The 19,203-nt window shown below is 40.8% G+C and carries 18 protein-coding genes and 2 tRNA genes; 1 reads left to right on the top strand and 19 read right to left on the bottom strand.

Annotation, left to right across the window (positions count from 1 at the left end; genetic code table 11):
* Positions 1-117: 117 nt before the first annotated feature.
* Both STO1_RS04250 and STO1_RS04245 read right to left on the bottom strand, forming a co-directional pair.
* Positions 118-393 (bottom strand): HU family DNA-binding protein, encoded by a 276-nt coding sequence (locus STO1_RS04250; protein WP_001284635.1) that lies wholly within the window; start codon positions 391-393, stop codon positions 118-120.
* Between the two features lie 105 nt (positions 394-498).
* Positions 499-1,335, bottom strand: coding sequence for a DegV family protein (locus STO1_RS04245; protein WP_033584840.1), 837 nt, complete (start codon positions 1,333-1,335; stop codon positions 499-501).
* A 143-nt stretch (positions 1,336-1,478) separates the two neighbouring features.
* Between STO1_RS04245 and STO1_RS04240 the strand changes: the two genes are divergently transcribed.
* Positions 1,479-2,327, top strand: a complete 849-nt coding sequence (locus tag STO1_RS04240; RefSeq protein WP_096422081.1) for a YitT family protein — start codon at positions 1,479-1,481, stop codon at positions 2,325-2,327.
* A gap of 21 nt (positions 2,328-2,348) precedes the next feature.
* Here the strand turns inward: STO1_RS04240 and STO1_RS04235 are convergent, their stop codons facing one another.
* From STO1_RS04235 to STO1_RS04155, 17 genes are all read right to left on the bottom strand, one after another.
* Positions 2,349-3,746 (bottom strand): APC family permease, encoded by a 1,398-nt coding sequence (locus STO1_RS04235; protein ID WP_096422078.1) that lies wholly within the window; start codon positions 3,744-3,746, stop codon positions 2,349-2,351.
* A gap of 125 nt (positions 3,747-3,871) precedes the next feature.
* Complete coding sequence (sufB, locus tag STO1_RS04230) at positions 3,872-5,284, bottom strand: Fe-S cluster assembly protein SufB (RefSeq protein WP_000797048.1); 1,413 nt, start codon at positions 5,282-5,284, stop codon at positions 3,872-3,874.
* 60 nt (positions 5,285-5,344) lie between these two features.
* Entirely contained in the window at positions 5,345-5,782 is a 438-nt protein-coding gene (sufU, locus tag STO1_RS04225; RefSeq protein ID WP_045617306.1) for a Fe-S cluster assembly sulfur transfer protein SufU, read from the bottom strand.
* Complete coding sequence (locus STO1_RS04220; RefSeq protein WP_096422076.1) at positions 5,769-6,995, bottom strand: cysteine desulfurase; 1,227 nt, start codon at positions 6,993-6,995, stop codon at positions 5,769-5,771. The genes sufU and STO1_RS04220 overlap by 14 nt, the downstream gene beginning before the upstream one ends.
* Positions 6,996-7,005: 10 nt before the next feature.
* Positions 7,006-8,268 carry a Fe-S cluster assembly protein SufD gene (gene sufD / locus STO1_RS04215; RefSeq protein ID WP_084920693.1) on the bottom strand — a complete coding sequence of 421 codons (1,263 nt, stop codon included), beginning with the start codon at positions 8,266-8,268 and terminating at the stop codon, positions 7,006-7,008.
* 27 nt (positions 8,269-8,295) lie between these two features.
* Positions 8,296-9,066 (bottom strand): Fe-S cluster assembly ATPase SufC, encoded by a 771-nt coding sequence (gene sufC, locus STO1_RS04210; protein WP_096422074.1) that lies wholly within the window; start codon positions 9,064-9,066, stop codon positions 8,296-8,298.
* Between the two features lie 152 nt (positions 9,067-9,218).
* A complete protein-coding gene (locus STO1_RS04205) occupies positions 9,219-9,413 on the bottom strand; it encodes a DUF3272 family protein (protein WP_001081611.1) in 195 nt (64 codons plus the stop codon).
* 27 nt (positions 9,414-9,440) lie between these two features.
* Positions 9,441-11,096, bottom strand: coding sequence for a DNA polymerase III subunit gamma/tau (gene dnaX / locus STO1_RS04200; RefSeq protein ID WP_096422072.1), 1,656 nt, complete (start codon positions 11,094-11,096; stop codon positions 9,441-9,443).
* Positions 11,096-11,593 carry a GAF domain-containing protein gene (locus tag STO1_RS04195; protein WP_061588250.1) on the bottom strand — a complete coding sequence of 166 codons (498 nt, stop codon included), beginning with the start codon at positions 11,591-11,593 and terminating at the stop codon, positions 11,096-11,098. The genes dnaX and STO1_RS04195 overlap by 1 nt, the downstream gene beginning before the upstream one ends.
* A gap of 82 nt (positions 11,594-11,675) precedes the next feature.
* Positions 11,676-12,878: a 30S ribosomal protein S1 gene (gene rpsA, locus STO1_RS04190; protein ID WP_096422070.1), complete on the bottom strand. Its 1,203-nt coding sequence runs from the start codon at positions 12,876-12,878 to the stop codon at positions 11,676-11,678.
* A 161-nt stretch (positions 12,879-13,039) separates the two neighbouring features.
* Positions 13,040-13,111: transfer RNA gene (locus STO1_RS04185), tRNA-Gln, on the bottom strand.
* Between the two features lie 7 nt (positions 13,112-13,118).
* A tRNA-Tyr gene (locus STO1_RS04180) sits at positions 13,119-13,199 on the bottom strand.
* A 49-nt stretch (positions 13,200-13,248) separates the two neighbouring features.
* Positions 13,249-13,479, bottom strand: a complete 231-nt coding sequence (locus STO1_RS04175) for a DUF2969 domain-containing protein (RefSeq protein WP_096422068.1) — start codon at positions 13,477-13,479, stop codon at positions 13,249-13,251.
* A 112-nt stretch (positions 13,480-13,591) separates the two neighbouring features.
* Positions 13,592-14,614, bottom strand: coding sequence for a branched-chain amino acid aminotransferase (locus STO1_RS04170; protein ID WP_000214934.1), 1,023 nt, complete (start codon positions 14,612-14,614; stop codon positions 13,592-13,594).
* 130 nt (positions 14,615-14,744) lie between these two features.
* Complete coding sequence (parC, locus tag STO1_RS04165; RefSeq protein ID WP_096422066.1) at positions 14,745-17,225, bottom strand: DNA topoisomerase IV subunit A; 2,481 nt, start codon at positions 17,223-17,225, stop codon at positions 14,745-14,747.
* 231 nt (positions 17,226-17,456) lie between these two features.
* Positions 17,457-18,275, bottom strand: a complete 819-nt coding sequence (locus tag STO1_RS04160; RefSeq protein ID WP_096422064.1) for an aminoglycoside 6-adenylyltransferase — start codon at positions 18,273-18,275, stop codon at positions 17,457-17,459.
* Between the two features lie 87 nt (positions 18,276-18,362).
* Positions 18,363-19,190, bottom strand: a complete 828-nt coding sequence (locus tag STO1_RS04155; RefSeq protein ID WP_000113754.1) for a hypothetical protein — start codon at positions 19,188-19,190, stop codon at positions 18,363-18,365.
* Between the last annotated feature and the right edge of the window lie 13 nt (positions 19,191-19,203).

Raw genomic sequence — 19,203 nt, 5'->3', positions numbered from 1 at the left:
ACAGTGGTAGATATCATGAAGAAATATTCGTCTTTGGCCCCTTTTTGCCCCCTATACACAAAAAAAGCCTGTCGCACAAGCTCAAATGCTTGATATGACAGGCTTTTTGAAAATTCATTATTTAACAGCGTCTTTAAGAGCTTTACCAGCTTTGAATGCTGGAACTTTAGAAGCTGCGATTTCGATTTCTTTACCAGTTTGTGGGTTGCGACCTTTACGTGCAGCACGCTCACGAACTTCAAAGTTACCGAAACCGATCAATTGAACTTTTTCACCAGCTGCAAGGTATTCAGTTACTGCTGCAAATACAGCGTCAACTGCTGCTGCTGAATCTTTCTTAGTCAATTCTGTAGCTTCTGCTACTTTAGCGATCAAATCTTGTTTGTTTGCCATGTTAACAAATCCTCCAAATAATTTCTGATTAACAAATATAATCATATCCTAAAATTGCCCATAGGTCAAGTCAAAAACGCCATTTCAAACATTTTTCTCTATTTTTTAGGAATTATAGCGGATTAGAATTGCCCAAGCATTCTCTCCAGTATGAGTTTGAATAATAGAGCCAGTTTCCAGTACAGAGATTGGTTTCTCAACATAGGCTTGCAATAAACTCTTCATCTCATTTGCCCATTCATTCGTTCCAGCATAGGAAATTCCAATTTCTGCAACTGATTTTTGGGAAAGAGTATTGGTTAATTCCTCAAGCCACTTTTTGAAAGTTTTCGCTCCACGTCCTTTGACGATTGGTTGAAGTTCGTGGTTTTTCATCTGCATCACTACACGAATATTTAATAGTGAGCTTAATAGTCCCGTCACACGTCCAATACGCCCACCCTTAACTAAGTTTTCTAGAGTCGAAACACCGATATAAAGCTCTGTGTGATTCTTCACTTCTTCTATATGTGCTAGAATAGTTTCTAAATCTTTACCCTCTTTAGCAAGTTTTGCAGCTTCAACAACTTGAAACTTCATAGCCTGATCTGTAAAGGAACTATCAATAACAGTCACATCAGAACTTGAGAGACTTGCGCCTTGGCGAGCAGCTTCAACCGTTCCAGACAAGGCATGAGACATATGAATAGCAACAACCTGACTGCCATCTTTTCCCAGCTCTTCAAAGACTTCAGCAAACACTCCTACTGGAGGTTGACTCGTTTTAGGGAGATTCTTGCTTTGTTGCATGAGATGAAGGAATTCCCCCTCTTTTAGATCAGCATCTGAGTAGAGTACGCCATCAATCATAACTGATAAGGGGACAATAGTGATATTTAATTCTTTAACTACTTCTGGTTCGATAGTAACAGAAGAGTCCGTTACAATTTTTACTTGTGTCATAAGTTCAATCTTTCTATTCTTCTCAATAGGATTGGGATTTTTCACTCTTATTATATCAAAAAAATGATAAAAAATCATAAGTAATCCAATTAAAAAAACTGAATTTTTGGTATAATCTATCTATAGAAAAGCGAGGAACAGCTATGATTCGAAAAGTTCAACCGATTATTACGATTATATTTGGAGCAGCTATCTATGCCTTTGGTCTCACCTACTTTGTTGTTCCTTATCATCTATTTGAGGGAGGGGCGACAGGTATCACCTTGATTACCTACTATCTTTTTAAAATCCCTGTCTCATTGATGAATCTCTTAATCAATATTCCTTTATTTATTTTGGCTTGGAAGATATTTGGTTCCAAGACCCTCTACTCCAGCCTTCTGGGTTCTATTTCTCTCTCTATTTGGCTCGCAATCTTTGAGCGTATCCCCTTGCAGTTTGATTTACAAGGAGACCTCATCATCGTTGCTTTAGTCTCAGGGGTTTTACTGGGAGTTGGTTTAGGAATTATCTTTAATGCTGGTGGAACCACTGGTGGCTCTGATATCGTTGCCCGCATCCTCAACAAGTACACCAATCTTTCGATTGGTAAATTGCTCTTTGGGATTGACTTTTTTATCCTAATGTTGATTTTAATTATCTTCCAAGATCTTCGTCTCGTTACCTATACTCTCTTGTTTGACTTTATCATCGCTCGCGTTATTGACCTGATTGGCGAAGGGGGTTACGCCGGCAAAGGATTTATCATCATTACTCAATATCCTGACCAACTGGCTGATAAGATTAATGAGGAGCTTGGACGTGGTGTGACCTTTATATCTGGTCAAGGTTATTACAGTAAGAAAGATTTAAAAATTATTTACTGTATCGTCGGTCGGAACGAAATCGTCAAAATGAAGGATATGATTCACCAAGTCGATCCTCAAGCCTTTATCACCATCACAGAGGCCCATGAAATTCTGGGTGAAGGCTTTACTTATGTGAAAGATTAAAAAGCTGGGATTTCCCAGCTTTTATTTTTCTTCTGCGAGAGTTGAATGGCGGAACCCATAAGTAAAGTAAATGACTAGACCAACTACAAGAGCAATGCCAAAGGCAATCCAGGTATCTAGACTATATTGAAGCATAAAGGAAACACAGATAAGGATGGAAAGGATTGGCAAAAGTGGTACCAAGGGAGTTTTAAACTCTCCTTTTTTGGGCATACCCTTATCTTTTCTGAGTTTTATTATTCCGTAGGCTAGTAAAATGAGATAAGCTAAGGTACAGATATTTAAGAAGGCTGCAATACTGGCTAGAGGAAAGACTCCTGCAGCAATGGCTGAAGCAACTCCTGTTAAGAGAGTCGCATTTTTAGGAACGCGACTGGTCTTGCTTAATTGTTTGAAACTTTGGGGTAAAAGTCCATCACGTGCTAAGCTGTATATCATTCGAGACAAAGCATAAGTCATGGAAATACATACCGTTATCAGGGTGAGAATGGCTACAAGCGAAACATAATTGGCCGCCCAGCCGATACCAATACTCCGTAATGAAAATGCTACTGCATCGTCCACATTGAGCTTACTGTAGTGAACAATCCCTGTCAATACTAAGGTTACCAAGGCATAGAGAATGGTGACGATTGTCAGAGAAAGTACAATTCCTCGAGGAATATTTTTTTGCGGGCTTTGGATTTCATCAACTGCCATGGAAATAGACTCAAATCCGAGAAATCCAAAGAACATCAAAGATGCACCTGCCATAATCCCAGTGCTTCCTCCATAAATCTGACCAAAGCCAAAAGGAGCAAAATTTGACCAATTTTCAGGCTTGATGTACCAAATACCAACTAGAATAAACAAAGCAAGAGCAGAGAATTTCAAGACGACTAGAAGCGAATTAAAGCGTAAGGCTGCCTTGGAATTTAATAAAACCAATCCTGTTACCAAGGTAAGTACTAGAATAGGTAGAAGATCGATATAGGTTCCCTGTTCAGGATTAAAGGTTCCATTCAAGGCTTGGGGCATGGAAATACCATAATCACTGAGTAAGCCCTTAAAGTAAGCTGCCCAGCCAGACGCCACACCTGAAACAGCCGTCATGAATTCCATGATGGTCAACCAGCCAGCAATCCAGGCTGGCAATTCTCCCAAAATCGCATAGAGATAACTATAAGCACCCCCAGTTGCGGGTACACGAGAGGCAAATTCTGCAAAAAAGAGAGCTGATAAAGAAACACATAAGGCAGAAATCACAATGGAAATCACTAGTGAGGGACCAGCTAGAGTAGCCGCTGCTGTTCCTGTAATGGTGAAAATCCCCGTCCCTACCATGGCACCGATTCCCAATAAAATCAAATCCCACAATTTCAAATGGCGACGCATCTCTGTCTGTCTCAGACTAACATCCTTGGTTCTAAAAATATTCATACTTCATCTCCACTAAATGTAATTGTTTTATTTTACCATATAAAAGCATTTTTGTGAATATTTATTAGATTCTTTTTTGAAAAAAATCTGAACAGGAACTCTTCCTGTTCAGATTCTGCATATTCTTACCCAACAGAACCTTCCATTTCATAGCTAATCAAGCGGTTCAGCTCAACCGCGTATTCCATTGGAAGTTCTTTAGTGAAGGGTTCGACAAATCCCATGACAATCATCTCGGTTGCCTCAGATTCTGACAAACCACGACTCATGAGGTAGTAGAGTTGTTCTTCTGAAATCTTAGATACCTTGGCTTCGTGCTCCAAAGCAACTTGCGAGTTATGAATTTCATTAAATGGAATGGTATCAGATGCTGACAAGTCATCCATGATAATGGTATCACACTCGATGTGAGAAACAGATTTCTTAGAGTTCTTGTTGAAGGTTACTTGTCCACGGTAGTCCACCTTTCCTCCGCCTTTAGCGATGGATTTTGAAACAATAGATGAGCTTGTATGTGGAGCGTTGTGGATCATCTTGGCACCCGTATCTTGGTGTTGCCCTGCATTAGCAAAGGCGATGGAGAGCATGGTTCCACGCGCACCTTCTCCATCTAGGTAAACAGATGGGTATTTCATGGTTGTTTTGGCACCTAAGTTTCCATCAATCCATTCAACAGTCGCATCTTTCAAGGCTTTGGCACGTTTTGTTACCAAGTTATAGACATTATCAGACCAGTTTTGGATAGTTGTATAGCGCATGTAAGCTCCGTCCAAAGCAAAAATTTCTACAATGGCAGCGTGCAAGCTATTGCTTGAATATGTTGGTGCTGTACATCCTTCTACGTAATGGACGCTTGCTCCCTCGTCAACGATAATCAAGGTACGTTCAAACTGACCTGTATTTTCGTTATTGATACGGAAATAAGTTTGAAGTGGAATATCTACCTTGACACCTTTTGGCACGTAGATAAAGGTTCCACCAGACCATACTGCTGAGTTGAGGGCTGCCAACTTGTTATCTGTCGGCGGTACCAACTTCGCAAAGTATTGTTTAAACAAATCTGGGTATTCCTTGAGAGCAGAATCCGTATCTGTAAAGATAATCCCCAATTTTTGGAACTCTTCCTTCATATTGTGGTAAACCACTTCTGACTCGTACTGGGCAGAGGCACCAGCTAGATAAGCACGCTCAGCTTCTGGAATCCCGATACGTTCAAAGGTTTCTTTGATTTTTTCAGGAACATCATCCCACGAACGGGCTGGCTTATCAGATGGTTTTTGATAATAAATCAGGTCATCAAAGTCAATCTCTGACAAGTCTGCTCCCCAAGTTTGCATGGGCATTTTTTTGAAAGTTTCATAAGACTTCAAACGGAATTCTAGCATCCACTCAGGTTCTCCCTTAGCAGCTGATAGTTCACGAATGACATCTTCATTCAATCCTTTTCCTGTCGATAGGACAGGCTCTACATCGTCATGGAAACCAAATTTATATTCACCAAGGTCAATTGGTTTTGGTTCTACTCTTTCTTCAGCCATAATATCCTTTCTTTCATTCTTCATTTCTACTGATTCGTAAGACAAAAGAAACTTGTCTTATCAGTTATCTTGATTTTCAATTGTCTTCTTAAGGGCGTTCCAAGCTAGAGTTGCACACTTTATTCTTTGAGGGAATTTGGCAACACCTGATAAGAAGGCCGCGTCTCCAAGTTGGTCTTGACGCTTATCTTTTTGCCCTTGAACCATTTCAGAAAAAATAGTCGCAAGTTCTAAAATTTCTTGTTTGGTCTTGCCCACAACAGCATCTGTCATCATGCTTGCAGAGGCAGTTGAGATAGTACAGCCTGAGTTTAGAAAAGCGATATCCTCCAAGCGGTCCTCTGCATCAAACTTGACAGAGAGATTAATAACATCCCCACAGGTTGGATTGTTGAGACTGATTTGTTCAGCGTCTTCTAACTTCCCTTGGTGATGTGGATTTTTCGAATGGTCTGCTACCACTGCCATATAAAGGCTATCTAGTTTAGAAAGTGCCATTGAAAAACTCCTTTGTCTTTTGTAAGGCATCGACTAGTTTGTCGCAATCTGCCTTGGTATTGTAGATATAAAAACTTGCGCGAGCTGTTGCTGGGACATCCAAATACTGGAGCAAGGGTTGGGCACAGTGGTGACCCGCACGAACGGCTACTCCTTCATAATCCAAAGCAGTCGCAAGATCGTGAGGATGGAGTTCGCCTAGATTAAAGGCAATAACACCCGATCGTTGCGCCAAGTCTTGTGAACCATAAATAGTCAGTCCTTCAATTGCCTGCAGTTTTGGATAGACATATGCAATCAGTTCTTGTTCATGAGCTTCAATAACATCCATACCAATCTTTTCTAGGTAATCCACTGCAGCAGCAAGTCCGATAGCACCTGCCATATTTGGAGTTCCAGCCTCGAATTTCCAAGGCAATTCCTTCCAACTAGCAGATTGCTCATAAACGAAATCAATCATTTCGCCACCAAATTCTACTGGTGACATTTGATTGAGATATTTTTCTTTACCGTAAAGAACACCAATACCAGTTGGACCAGCCATCTTATGACCTGAAAAGGCAAAGAAGTCCACATCCAAGTCCTGTACATCAATCTTCATATGAGGCGTAGACTGAGCACCATCCACCACCATGATGGCTCCAACTTGGTGAGCCATTTGCGTGATTTCTTTAATAGGATTGACCACACCCAGAACATTTGAAGCGTGAGCTAGTGAAACAAATTTGACCTTGTCAGTTAATTTCACCTGCAAGTCAGCCATATCCAGAGATCCGTCCTTGAGATAAACATAGACGAGCTCCGCTCCAGTCTTGCGGCAGGCCTCCTGCCAAGGAATGATATTGGAATGGTGTTCCATGACGGAAATCAAGACCTGATCTCCCTCAGTCAACACTTCTTCAGCATAACGTGCTACCCAGTTAAGACTGGTTGTCGTTCCTCTGGTAAAGAGAACTTCTTTTGTAGAGCCTGCATTGATAAACTTACGAATGGTTTCACGAGCCCCCTCATAAGAAGCAGTTGCTCTCTCTGCCAAGGTATGAACACCACGGTGAACGTTGGCATTTTCCTGCTCATAGTAGCGGTTGATTGTTTCAAGAACTGCTAGTGGTTTTTGTGTCGTCGCAGCATTGTCCAGATAGACCAGAGGTTCATCGTTGACAATCTGGTCTAAAATTGGAAAATCCTTGCGAATCGCTTCTACATCTAACATAGGCTTCCCCTTAGCGTTTTGACAATTTTTCTTCGATAGTCGCAATCATTTCATCACGAACTTCCTTAACTGGAATCTCAACGATAACAGAGCCAAGGAAACCACGAACAACCAAGCGTTCTGCAGTTGCCTTATCCAATCCACGGCTCATGAGGTAATACATATCTTCTGGATCAACTTGTCCGATAGACGCCGCGTGACCTGCAGTAACATCATTTTCATCAATCAAAAGAATTGGGTTGGCATCTGAACGCGCCTGGTCTGAAAGCATGAGAACTCGACTCTCTTGTTGGGCATCCGCTCCCTTAGCACCCTTGATGATGTGACCGATACCATTGAATGTCAAAGTTGCTTTCTCAAGAATAACTCCATGTTGCAGGATATTTCCAATAGAGTTGCAACCATAGTTAGTTACGCGAGTGTCAATCCCTTGCACCTGACGACCACTTGAAAGAGCTACGGCTTTAAGGTCAGCATGGCTACCATTCCCAATCAAGTCGCTATCAAAATCAGCAACAACATTTCCTTCGTTCATGACACCGATTGCCCAGTCAATGCTTGCATCGTTGCCTAGTTTACCACGACGGCTAATGTAGGCAGTGACATTTTCACCTAGACGGTCAATAGCAGCAAATTTCACTTGCGCACCAGAACGAGCAATCACTTCAACTGTGATATTGGCAGTTGCTTTTGCACTGCCACCCCCTCGTGACTCTAGACGTTCAAGATAGCTTATTTTAGAGTTTTTACCAGCAATGATAAGGATATGCTTGTTAAATGGCACATCGCTATCGCTGTCTTGGTAGAAAATCCCTTCGATTGGTTCTGTAATCTCAACATTATCAGGGATGTAGAGAACAGCGCCACTATTAAAGTAAGCTGTGTGGTAGGCTGCCAACTTGTCATCGTCATACTTAACAGATGACATGAAGAATTCTTCGATCAGCTCTGGAATTTCTTCTAAAGCTGAATGGAAGTCTGTGAAGATAACACCCTGTTCAGCCAATTCAACTGGTGTTTGTTCAAAAACAGTTTGAGTTCCTACTTGCACCAACTTCAAGTGATTATCTAGAGCCGTGAAGTCAGGAACATTTGCTGATGGCTCACTTTCTGTAATCGTTCCATCACCTAGATTCCAACGATGGAATTTCACACGCTCAATAACTGGTAATTCTAAACTCTCAATCTTATCAAAAGCTTTTTGACGGAGGTCAGACAACCAGCTTGGTTCAGCGTGCATTTCTGAAAAAAGTTTAATAGTTTCTTTAGTCATTTACTTCTCCTAAAAGATACGAGGGAATTACAATTCTTCCTTGTAGTCGTAGCCAAGTTCTTCAGCTAGTTTTGCGTATCCTTCACGTTCTAGACGCGCAGCCAATTCTGGACCACCAGAAAGGACAACACGACCTTCCATCATTACGTGTACCACGTCTGGTGTGATGTAGTTCAAAAGACGTTGGTAGTGAGTGATGATCATAGCACCAAAGCCTTCGCTACGCATAGCATTGACACCTTTAGACACAACTTTAAGAGCATCGATATCAAGACCTGAGTCAATCTCATCAAGAAGGGCAAAAGTTGGTTCCAACATCAAGAGTTGTAGAATTTCATTACGTTTTTTCTCTCCACCAGAGAAACCTTCGTTGAGGTAGCGCTCTGCCATTTCTTCTTTCATGTTGAGCAATTCCATTTTCTCGTCTAGTTTAGTGATGAACTCACGAACTGAAAACTTTTCATCATCTTCTTTTCCAGCATTCATGGCTGCACGAAGGAACTCAGCATTGGTAATGCCTGGAATTTCAGACGGGTATTGCATAGCAAGGAAAAGTCCCATACGCGCACGCTCGTCCACTTCCAACTCAAGGATGTTTACTCCATCAAACAAGACCTCACCTTTTGTGACTTCATAGTTTGGATTTCCCATGATAGCGGCAGAAAGAGTCGATTTACCAGTACCATTTGGTCCCATGATAGCAGCGATTTCTCCTGTTTTCAGAGTCAGATTGACTCCTTTCAAAATTTCTTTTCCTTCAATCTCAACGTGAAGATCTTTGATCTCTAATACTGACATGATAATTCCTTTCTTTTTCAGGCTTATTTCCTTTATCCTTTGAGAAATCACTTACATTTCTCTAAAAAATACAAGAAAAGGTCCATAAATATACTCTACTAGTATAACAAAAAAAAGCCTAAAAGGCTTTGATTTTGTCTAGAAGCTTGGAGCTAGTCCTTGCGGTTTAGGTGCTGATCAATGGTGTCTACAATTTTCCCCATCACGTAACTTAACCTAAAATTTCGAAAGAGTAGAATCGCCCAAAAGGCTGCCATGAAATAACGCCCGGTCATCCAGGCTTCATTGAAAAAATAAGTCTCAGCAGCCGTAAATAACGCTATCATAATAAATTGTTGTCTATTCATAAACTTATTGTATCATGAAATCTTTCTTTAGTCTTCCTCTACCTTCACTTTATCAGCCAAAAATTCAAATCCTTCTGGAATCAGACTGTCTTCTGCTTCTTTTTCAACTTGAGAAGATTTAGCTTTAGCTGAAAAGGCCGCTCGAACCTCTTTCCATTCCTCTAGGGAAATGGCTAAGATTTCAGGTGAAAAACCTGCTGCCTGACTGAGGATGTTGCCAAACATGGTATTGAGATTGTCCCGTTTCATGGTTTGCCCTGCATTGAAATTAGACTCAAAGGCTAAAATAGCATGATGTTCGTTTGCCGCAACTGGTTGAGAACCAACGAGCAGAGCCTTATCCGGACCAGCTAAGCTTTCAATCACTTCTCCCCATGCATTTTGGAGGCGAATCAAGTTTTGCCGTGCCAAATCAGGATTTTCGACAGCTTCTTGCAGGATAGTCTGAACTTTGTTGCGATCCACTTGATAGACTGTCTTGGAAGTGGCTGGACGGCTAGGAACTGGCACCACTTGTTTAGGAGCCGTTTCAACATTGGCAAGTTCTTGTTTGAGACGAGCGACTTCCTGTCTCAGTGCAGCTATTTCACCTTCGACAGTTTCTGAAAGCACTGGCTCAGGCTTAATCTCAGCTAAACGAATGGTCATCATCTCAGCATAAATCTTAGGTTGCAGGCTTGCTTTCATATCTGCCAAGCTCACAGTCGCTATTCGAATCATTTCAAAGAGGCTTTCCTGAGATAAAGCTAGATTGTCCATAAAAACTGGACTATGATGAGTATTTTCGCCACCCGTCTGGACGACCAGTAAATCACGCAAATACTGCAAGAGATCCGTCACAAAACGAGTCATGCTCTTGCCATTCTCAAATAAAAGATTCAAAGAATCAAGTGCTTTTGGAACATCCTGCTGAGACAAGGCAGCTACATAGTCATCTAGTGCTGATAAACTAATGGCGCCTGTAATCTCCTCAGAGATAGCAGTCGTGAGCTCGTTTCCCTGTGTTAAACTCAAAGCTTGATCCAGAATGGACAAGGCATCCCGCATTCCACCTTCAGCTCGTCTGGCAATGATTTCCACAGCCTCCGGTTCAGAACTGATATTTTCTTTTTCTAGAATATGATAAATATGCTCCTTGATATCTTGAGTTTTAATCGATTTGAACTCAAAACGTTGAACACGCGATAAAATAGTTGCTGGAATCTTATGCAATTCAGTGGTCGCCAAGATAAAGACAACATTTTGAGTTGGCTCCTCAAGAGTCTTCAAAAGCGCATTAAAGGCTCCCGTAGACAGCATATGAACCTCGTCTATGATATAGACCTTGTAACGTGCCAAGCTAGGTGCATAGGTAGATTTGTCACGAATTTCACGGATTTCATCAACTCCATTATTTGAAGCCGCATCCATTTCAATAACATCTTCTAGGCTACCTTCTGTCACTGCCTGACAGATATAGCAGTGATTACATGGTTCTCCATCCACTTGATTTGGGCAGTTCATGGCCTTGGCAAAAATCTTGGCTACACTTGTTTTCCCAGTTCCACGAGGGCCTGAGAAAAGATAGGCATGACTAATCTTTTCCTGCTCGACTGCTTGTTTTAGGGTTTTAGCCACTACCTCTTGTCCGACCAATTGTGAAAAAGTTTGGCTTCTATATTTTCGATAAAGTGCTTGATACATTAGGCTTTCTCCTCAAACATCGTAAAGTCCCATTCTGTCTTCTCAAGCAAAATAGCAACAAATTGTTCCAAGTAATCGCGGTCAATGGCATTATAATCATCAATAAGAGAAGAGTCCAAATCTAAGACACCCAGCAATTGACCATTCTTGAGCATGGGAACTACGATTTCACTCTTGGCCTTACTATCGCAAGAAATGTAGTTTGGATAGGTGCTCACATCCCCTACTAAAACAGTCTCTTGAAACTCGGCAGCTTCTCCACATACGCCTTTCCCAAGCGAAATGCGAATACAAGAAACACCACCCTGAAAAGGACCTAAAATCAACTCACTACCATCAAACAGATAAAAACCTGCAAATACAGTATTTGGAAAGCGAGATTTTAGGAGGGCGCTAGCATTCGAAAGATTGGCAAGAACATTGCTCTCACCCTCTAGTAAATAAGAGAGTTCCTCATTCAACAGTTGATAACGTGATTGTTTTTCTGAATCTAACATAAAACTATTATATCAAAAATGAGAAAGAGACAAAAGAAAAATCCCTTGTTTTAAACAAAGGATTTTGTGATTATCAATTTGATTAAAGTTCGATATCACCGAACAAGTCAGCCATTGAGAATCCTGTTTGTGTTTCTGGAAGTTCGAAATCACGTTTTTCTTGACGTTTTGGACGACGTGGACGAGCAGCACGTTTTTCTTCTTTTTGTCCTTCTTCTTGAGCTGGACGTTCTTCAAGAGCTTTGATAGAAAGAGATACGCGTTCTGCGTCAGCGTTAACATCGAGTACTTTAACAGTAACTTCTTGACCAACAGTAAGAGTTTCTTTTGGATTTTCGATACGTTTGTGTGAAATTTGTGATACGTGAACAAGTCCATCGATACCTGGCAATACTTCAACAAATGCACCGAAGTCAGTCAAACGTTTAACTGTTCCTTCTACTACATCACCTTTAGCCAATTTTTGCTCAACGCCATCCCATGGTCCAGGTGTTGTTGCTTTAAGTGAAAGGGATACGCGTCCTTCTTCTTCATTAAGATCAAGGACTTTAACTTCGATTTCTTCACCAACAGTTACAACTGATTTAGGTGATACGTTACGTTCGTGTGACAATTCAGTCAAGTGAACCAATCCGTCAACACCACCAAGGTCGATGAAAGCACCAAAACTAGTGATACGAGCAACTTTACCAGTTACGACATCACCAACAGCTAATTTACTGAATACTTCAGCACGAGCTGCTGCAGTAGCTGCTTCAACAACTTCACGACGTGAAAGGATGAAGCGATTTTCTTTAGGGTCAACTTCTTTGATTTTAGCATCAAATTCTTGACCTACGAAACGCTCAGTGTTACGTACGAAACGAGTATCCAACATTGAAGCTGGGATGAATCCACGAACACCTTCAAATTCTACTGAAAGTCCACCTTTAACGGCACGAGTTCCTTTAACAGTAACAACTTCTTCTTCGCGTCCTACAAGTTTGTCCCATGCTTTGCGAGCTTCAAGGCGTTTTTTAGATACAAGGTATGTAACTGTATCAGTATCTTTACCAACTACTTGACGAAGTACAAGAACATCCAATACTTCTCCTACTTTCACAAAGTCATTGATATCTGCATCGCGATCGTTTGTCAATTCGCGAAGAGTCAAGACACCTTCAACACCAGTCCCAGAGATTGCAACGTTAGCTTGAGTCGCATCAACTGTCAATACTTCAGCACTAACAACATCACCAGGCTCAACTTGGCTAACGCTATTTAGCAAATCTTCAAATTCGTTCATCTAAAAAATCCTCCAACAATCAAGTCTTTCCAAACTTGACATACTTATAATTTTTTTCCTAAGCACCCGCAAAGACATGTTCACATCGTTCACGCCTTTCAATTATAAAAATAAAATACCCTAAGATATTTTCTTTTTATCTTGAATTTATTACCTAAGAACTGGGGTAGCTGGATTCGAACCAACGCATGAGGGAGTCAAAGTCCCTTGCCTTACCGCTTGGCTATACCCCATTATGAATGGAGAGAGAGGGATTCGAACCCCCGAACCCGAAGGAGCGGATTTACAGTCCGCCGCGTTTAGCCTCTTCGCTATCTCTCCAATGTTTAACGAGAACTATTATATCATGAAATTTTCAATAAAACAAGTATTATTTTGTCAAATTATAGTTTTCAATCAAAATTTCCACAGCTTTTTCAAATTTTTTATAAAAACTATCGACATTTCCATTTTTTATGATAGCAAATTGACTATCTAATTCGGCAATTTCACCGATAACCTTTTTCCCGATCGTCAAAACGTATCCTTCATAGCTGTCTTTTCCAACAGTCACTTTTGCATCGGTTAATTGAATTTCAATTTTCTTATCTTTTTTACTCATACTTTACCTCTTTTCACTTTTTCTATTGTACAGGAAAATGCTCAAACTAGCAAGAAAAAACTCCATTTCAGCCATTATAACTACTATGGAGTTTCTCTTTACTTTGTGTCGTTTAGTCCACTTTGACAATCCATCCCTCTGGTGCTTCCACATCACCAAATTGGATTCCCGTCAATTCATCGTAGAGTTTACGTGTAACAGGGCCTACTTCTGTTTCACTATAGAAAACATGGAAATCATCGCCATGTTGGATCCCCCCAATTGGAGAAATGACCGCTGCTGTACCACAAGCACCTGCCTCTACAAAACGATCCAAATTATCGATTGGGACATCACCTTCAATCGGTGTTAAGCCCAAGCGGTGTTCTGCCAAGTAAAGCAAAGAGTACTTGGTAATAGATGGCAAGATGGATGGACTCAATGGTGTAACAAATTCATTGTCTGCCGTGATTCCAAAGAAGTTGGCTGATCCGACTTCCTCAATCTTTGTATGCGTAGATGGGTCTAGGTAGATAACATCTGAAAATTGGCGTGACTTGGCCATTTTACCTGGGAGGAGACTAGCAGCGTAGTTCCCACCTACCTTGGCCGCACCCGTACCATTTGGAGCTGCACGGTCGTATTCATCCTGAATCAAGAAGTTAGTTGGGACTAAACCACCTTTAAAATAGTTACCAACCGGCATAGCAAAAATGGTGAAAATGTACTCTTCTGCTGGTTTAACCCCGATGATATCTCCAACACCAATCAAAAGTGGACGAAGATAAAGTGTTCCACCTGTTCCATATGGTGGTACGTATTCTTCATTTGCACGCACAACTGCTTTACAAGCTTCTACAAACATTTCTGTCGGAACTTGTGGCATCAAGAGACGGTCACAGGTACGTTGCAGACGCTTGGCATTTTCATCAGGACGGAAAAGTTGAACACTGCCGTCCTTGGTACGATAGGCTTTCAATCCCTCAAATGCTTGCTGTCCATAGTGAAGACTTGGAGAAGACTCTGAAATATGCAAGGTCGCATCCTCTGTCAATTCTCCTTGATCCCATTGACCATTCTTGTAGTGAGCGATATAACGGTAAGGTAATTTCATATAAGAAAATCCAAGGTTTTCCCAATCAATTGCAACTGTCATGTGTTTCTCCTTTATACTATTCAAACTATGTGTTCTATTCTACACTTTTCTAGTAAAATTTCAAGTATTATTTGTAATTTTCTGAAAATTTTTTCAACATAAAGAAATCAGCCCTCTGGACTGATTCTTTTTATGAATTTGTTTTGTCCTCTTTAAAGACTTCTTTGAGGTAAGCAGCGAAAACTTCCTCATCTGAAATGGTGTCTGAAATAAAGCTTCCATTGCTAGTTCGTTCTGACAAGCTGAGATCTTGCAATCGACTTTCATAGATTGTTCCCTTGTTAGATTGAACAAGCAGTGTTTGGTCGTTCTCTTCCACTTCTGTACTGAAGAGATCACCTACAAGTCCTTGATCTGCAACTGCTCCTGCTAAAAAGACACGGTGCGGTTTGTTTTTCAACTCACGCAAGACTTGCAGACCTCGTTTAGCACGGCTGGTCGCTGGAATTTCCTCAATGGAAACGCGTTTCAAGCTTCCACGTTGGGTCAAGAGGTAGAAGGATGAGGTGTTACAGATGAAGGCTGCCTGAAGCGCATCATCTGCTTTCAGGTTCATAGCCTTGACACCTGCAGCCTTGGAACCAACAACTGGAACCTCTTCGATATTGAAACGAAGGGCATAACCGTTTTGACTAATCAAAAGAACATCATCTAGTTTAATCGGAGCTACTGCTACAATTTGGTCTGTCTCGTCTTTGAGTTTAGCGTACTTAACAGACTTCGACTTGTAGGTCCGCCATGGAGAGAATTCTTTGCGTTCTACACGCTTGATTTGACCAAGGCGAGTCGCTGCAAAGTAGGTTGTCGCATCATCAAACTGATCCACTACTTCTGCATAAAGAATTTCTTCGTTAGTTTCGAAGTTTGTGACAGTTTGGCTTAGATGCTCTCCGATATCCTTCCAACGAATGTCTGCCAATTCATGGATTGGTCGATAGATGACATTCCCAAGAGTTGTAAACATCAAGAGGTGCTGGGTTGTCTTGGCAGTTTGTACAAAGATCAAACGATCATCATCACGCTTGCCAATTTCTTCCAGAGTGGATGCCGCAAAGGAACGTGGGCTAGTACGCTTGATATAGCCTGCCTTAGTCACGCTTACATAGGTATCTTCCTCGGCAATCAAACTAGCTGTATCAATCTCAATCACTTTTGCTGTATCTTCCAAAGTACTCAAACGTGGTGTCGCAAATTTCTTCTTGACCTCACGAAGTTCTTTCTTCATGAGATTATACATGGTACGTTCATCACCGATGATAGCCGCAAGCATGGCAATCTTTTCACGAAGTTCTGCTTCTTCTTCCTGCAAGACAACCACGTCTGTATTGGTCAAACGGTAAAGTTGTAAGGTCACGATGGCTTCAGCCTGCTCCTCAGTAAACTCATAGCTGACCTTGAGGTTTTCCTTGGCGTCAGCCTTGTTCTCAGAAGCACGGATAAGAGCAATGACTTCGTCCAAAATCGAAATCACGCGAATCAAACCTTCAACGATATGCAGACGTTTCTCAGCCTTTTCCTTGTCAAAGCGGGAACGCGCCAGAATCACTTCACGACGGTGGGCGATATAGCTAGACAAAATTGGGACAATCCCAACCTGACGAGGTGTGAAATTGTCAATCGCCACCATGTTGAAGTTGTAGTTGATTTGAAGGTCAGTGTATTTGAAGAGATAGTTGAGTACGAGCTCGGTATTAGCATCTTTCTTGAGCTCAATAGCGATACGAAGACCGTCACGGTCAGACTCATCACGAACCTCAGCAATACCAGCTACCTTGTTATTGACACGAACATCATCGATTTTCTTGACGAGATTGGCTTTATTGATTTCATAAGGAATCTCAGTGATAACGATTTGCTCCTTACCACCTTTTAGCTTTTCAATCTCCGTCTTAGAACGAACAACCACGCGCCCTTTCCCAGTTTCATAAGCCTTCTTTATTTCGTCACGCCCTTGGATGATAGCTCCTGTAGGGAAGTCTGGCCCAGGCAAGAATTCCATGAGTTTGTCCACCTTGGCTGTTGGGTGGTCAATCATGTAAACAGTCGCATCAATGACTTCAGCCAAATTATGCGGAGGAATGTCTGTAGCATAACCAGCTGAAATTCCAGTCGAACCATTGACTAAGAGGTTTGGAAATGCTGCTGGCAAAACCGTCGGTTCTTTCTCGGTATCGTCAAAGTTCCAAGCAAAGGGAACTGTCTTCTTTTCGATATCTTGAAGAAGATAACCAGCAATCTCAGACAAGCGCGCCTCAGTATAACGCATAGCCGCTGGCGGATCTCCGTCCATAGAACCGTTATTACCGTGCATTTCAACCAGAATCTCACGGTTTTTCCAGTCCTGAGACATACGAACCATGGCATCATAGATAGAATAATCCCCGTGTGGGTGAAAATTCCCCATAATGTTACCGACTGACTTGGCCGACTTGCGGTAGCTCTTGTCAAAGGTATTGCCATCCTTATTCATAGAATAAAGAATACGACGCTGAACCGGCTTCAATCCATCCCGAATGTCTGGCAAAGCCCGGTCTTGAATGATGTACTTGGAGTAGCGACCAAAGCGCTCTCCCATGATGTCCTCAAGGGACATGTTTTGAATGTTACTCATATGGGATACAAAGCCCGTAAAATGCAAAGTGAAAATAGGAAATTATTGCAGTGAGCGATGCTCACAAGAGAATTTATCTTTTTCACACAGCATTTAGGGCATGTTCAACTCCTTTCAAAGAATGTAGAGTAGGTTTTTATAGAATAAGGGATAATTTACAGAAATTAGTCTCGTGTTCAGTTACTATAAGTAACCAAACTATCCTTTCTGTAGTTTAATCTTTTAAATTATTCAGCGATTAAGAAGTCTCTTTTCAGCATACTCAATCATCTTCTCAGCCACGTCCTTCATGTAGTCAAAGCCCATCTTGTTAGCAAGGGATTGAGCTTCGTGGTGGAAAAGTTGCATTGTAGCAAACAAAGACTGAGTGATTTTCTCTATACTTGAAAAATCAAGCAGATTTGAGAATTCCTTCTCTTTCTCAGCAGGTAAATAGTCAAAGAGATACTTGTAGTTCTTGCCGACGTCGACAGTCCCCTTATCACTGGCAACCTGCCAAGCCAAGACCTTCAAGAGTTCTTGTTGACAAATACCATAAAGATGGTCGGTCGCGTAGATGAGCTGATTGCGACAAATCCCTTTAACCACGTAGGCTGAAACCCACCAAAATTCATTACAGGCTTTTTCGAAATCTGTCTGACTAGATGGATTCGTCCAGTAACGTTGTGAACTTGGAGAATATGGCGCAAACAAGCCCTTAGTGTCCTCTAGCACCGTGAAATCCGCTTCGCTTTCTACCCACTCCTTGATATACTCTTTAGGACATAGAGTCAAATCAATCCGATTGCCATCTTCAAAGAGCATGAGGTAGAGACGACGGTTGCCAAGGATATTATGCTGCTCAATGATACGTGTTCCAAACTGGTCCAACCAAGCAAGATCACTCGTCAGATTATCTAAGTCGTCCACGACATAAACAACATCATAATCTTGAAACTCATCTTTTGGAGCTTGAGCATCTGTTCTTGAACCAGATAGAGCCACAGCATCGACTTTTAGAGTTTTTGCGGTTTGTAAAATTAAATCAAGCATTTCGGGTTCAGTTCTCATATTAACACCTGTTCTTTATTTGATATTACTGTCTATTAGCATACTATTTCTCAAGTTAGATTAGTTAATCAATTATAACAGATTTAGCTATCCTTCTCTCAAAGTTTTTAATTTCGACAAAATTCTAGATTCATCCATGCTTAAAATAACAAATAAAGTCGAAGTATAGATGTCATCGTACCATTGTTCCAATTCATCATCAGCCAAATCAAGATGATATTGATTTGAATTATTGTGCCTTAAACCAAAATTATTATACATTTCAAAAAGTTTTTCAAACGCGATAACCTTTTGATTGTTAACTTTCATAATATCTTTTAATTCTTCAGAATAATTTAGTTCTCTTCTAAACGGTTCAAGGTAGTTCGCTAAAGCAATAAGTATTTCTTTCTTACGCTGAATATTTCCCTTATTTGAAAAATGATTATATTCTAAGACCTTTATCGCCTCTTCAATACTAGTTTCAGATACAATCTGAGAAGCTTCTGAGGCATATACATTCTTTTCAACAATGATTTTGTTACCATTATCCAATGTAATCAATTCATGATTTGATAATTCTAAAAACCTTTTAATATTATCAAATATAACTTGAATAAAGCTACTCTCTTCCTTTGTAAATTTTTCTGCAAGATTACAAAAAATGTCAACTAATAACTCAGAGAAAACAAATAGTTGTTCAGTTGTATTATAGATATTCGATCCAACAAATTCTATCATTTGTGAATAACTGGTGAATGTTGAACGATTAGGATAATCTAAGAAATTATTAGAAATGGCACTATTTAAACTTGTTTCATAATAGCTCCTCTTGAAATTTCTCTCCATTTCCAGTAAATCCATCAAATTTTTCAACTCTCTCTGTGGATCAAACTCCATCCGGTTCAAAATATCAAAATAATTCTGTCTCGCCATAATATTCCCTATA

It is taken from the genome of Streptococcus oralis subsp. tigurinus, assembly GCF_002356415.1.
Lineage (GTDB): Bacteria > Bacillota > Bacilli > Lactobacillales > Streptococcaceae > Streptococcus > Streptococcus oralis_F.
The sequence above is the reverse complement of the archived record's forward strand: the minus strand, read 5'-3'. Positions and strand labels throughout refer to the sequence as shown.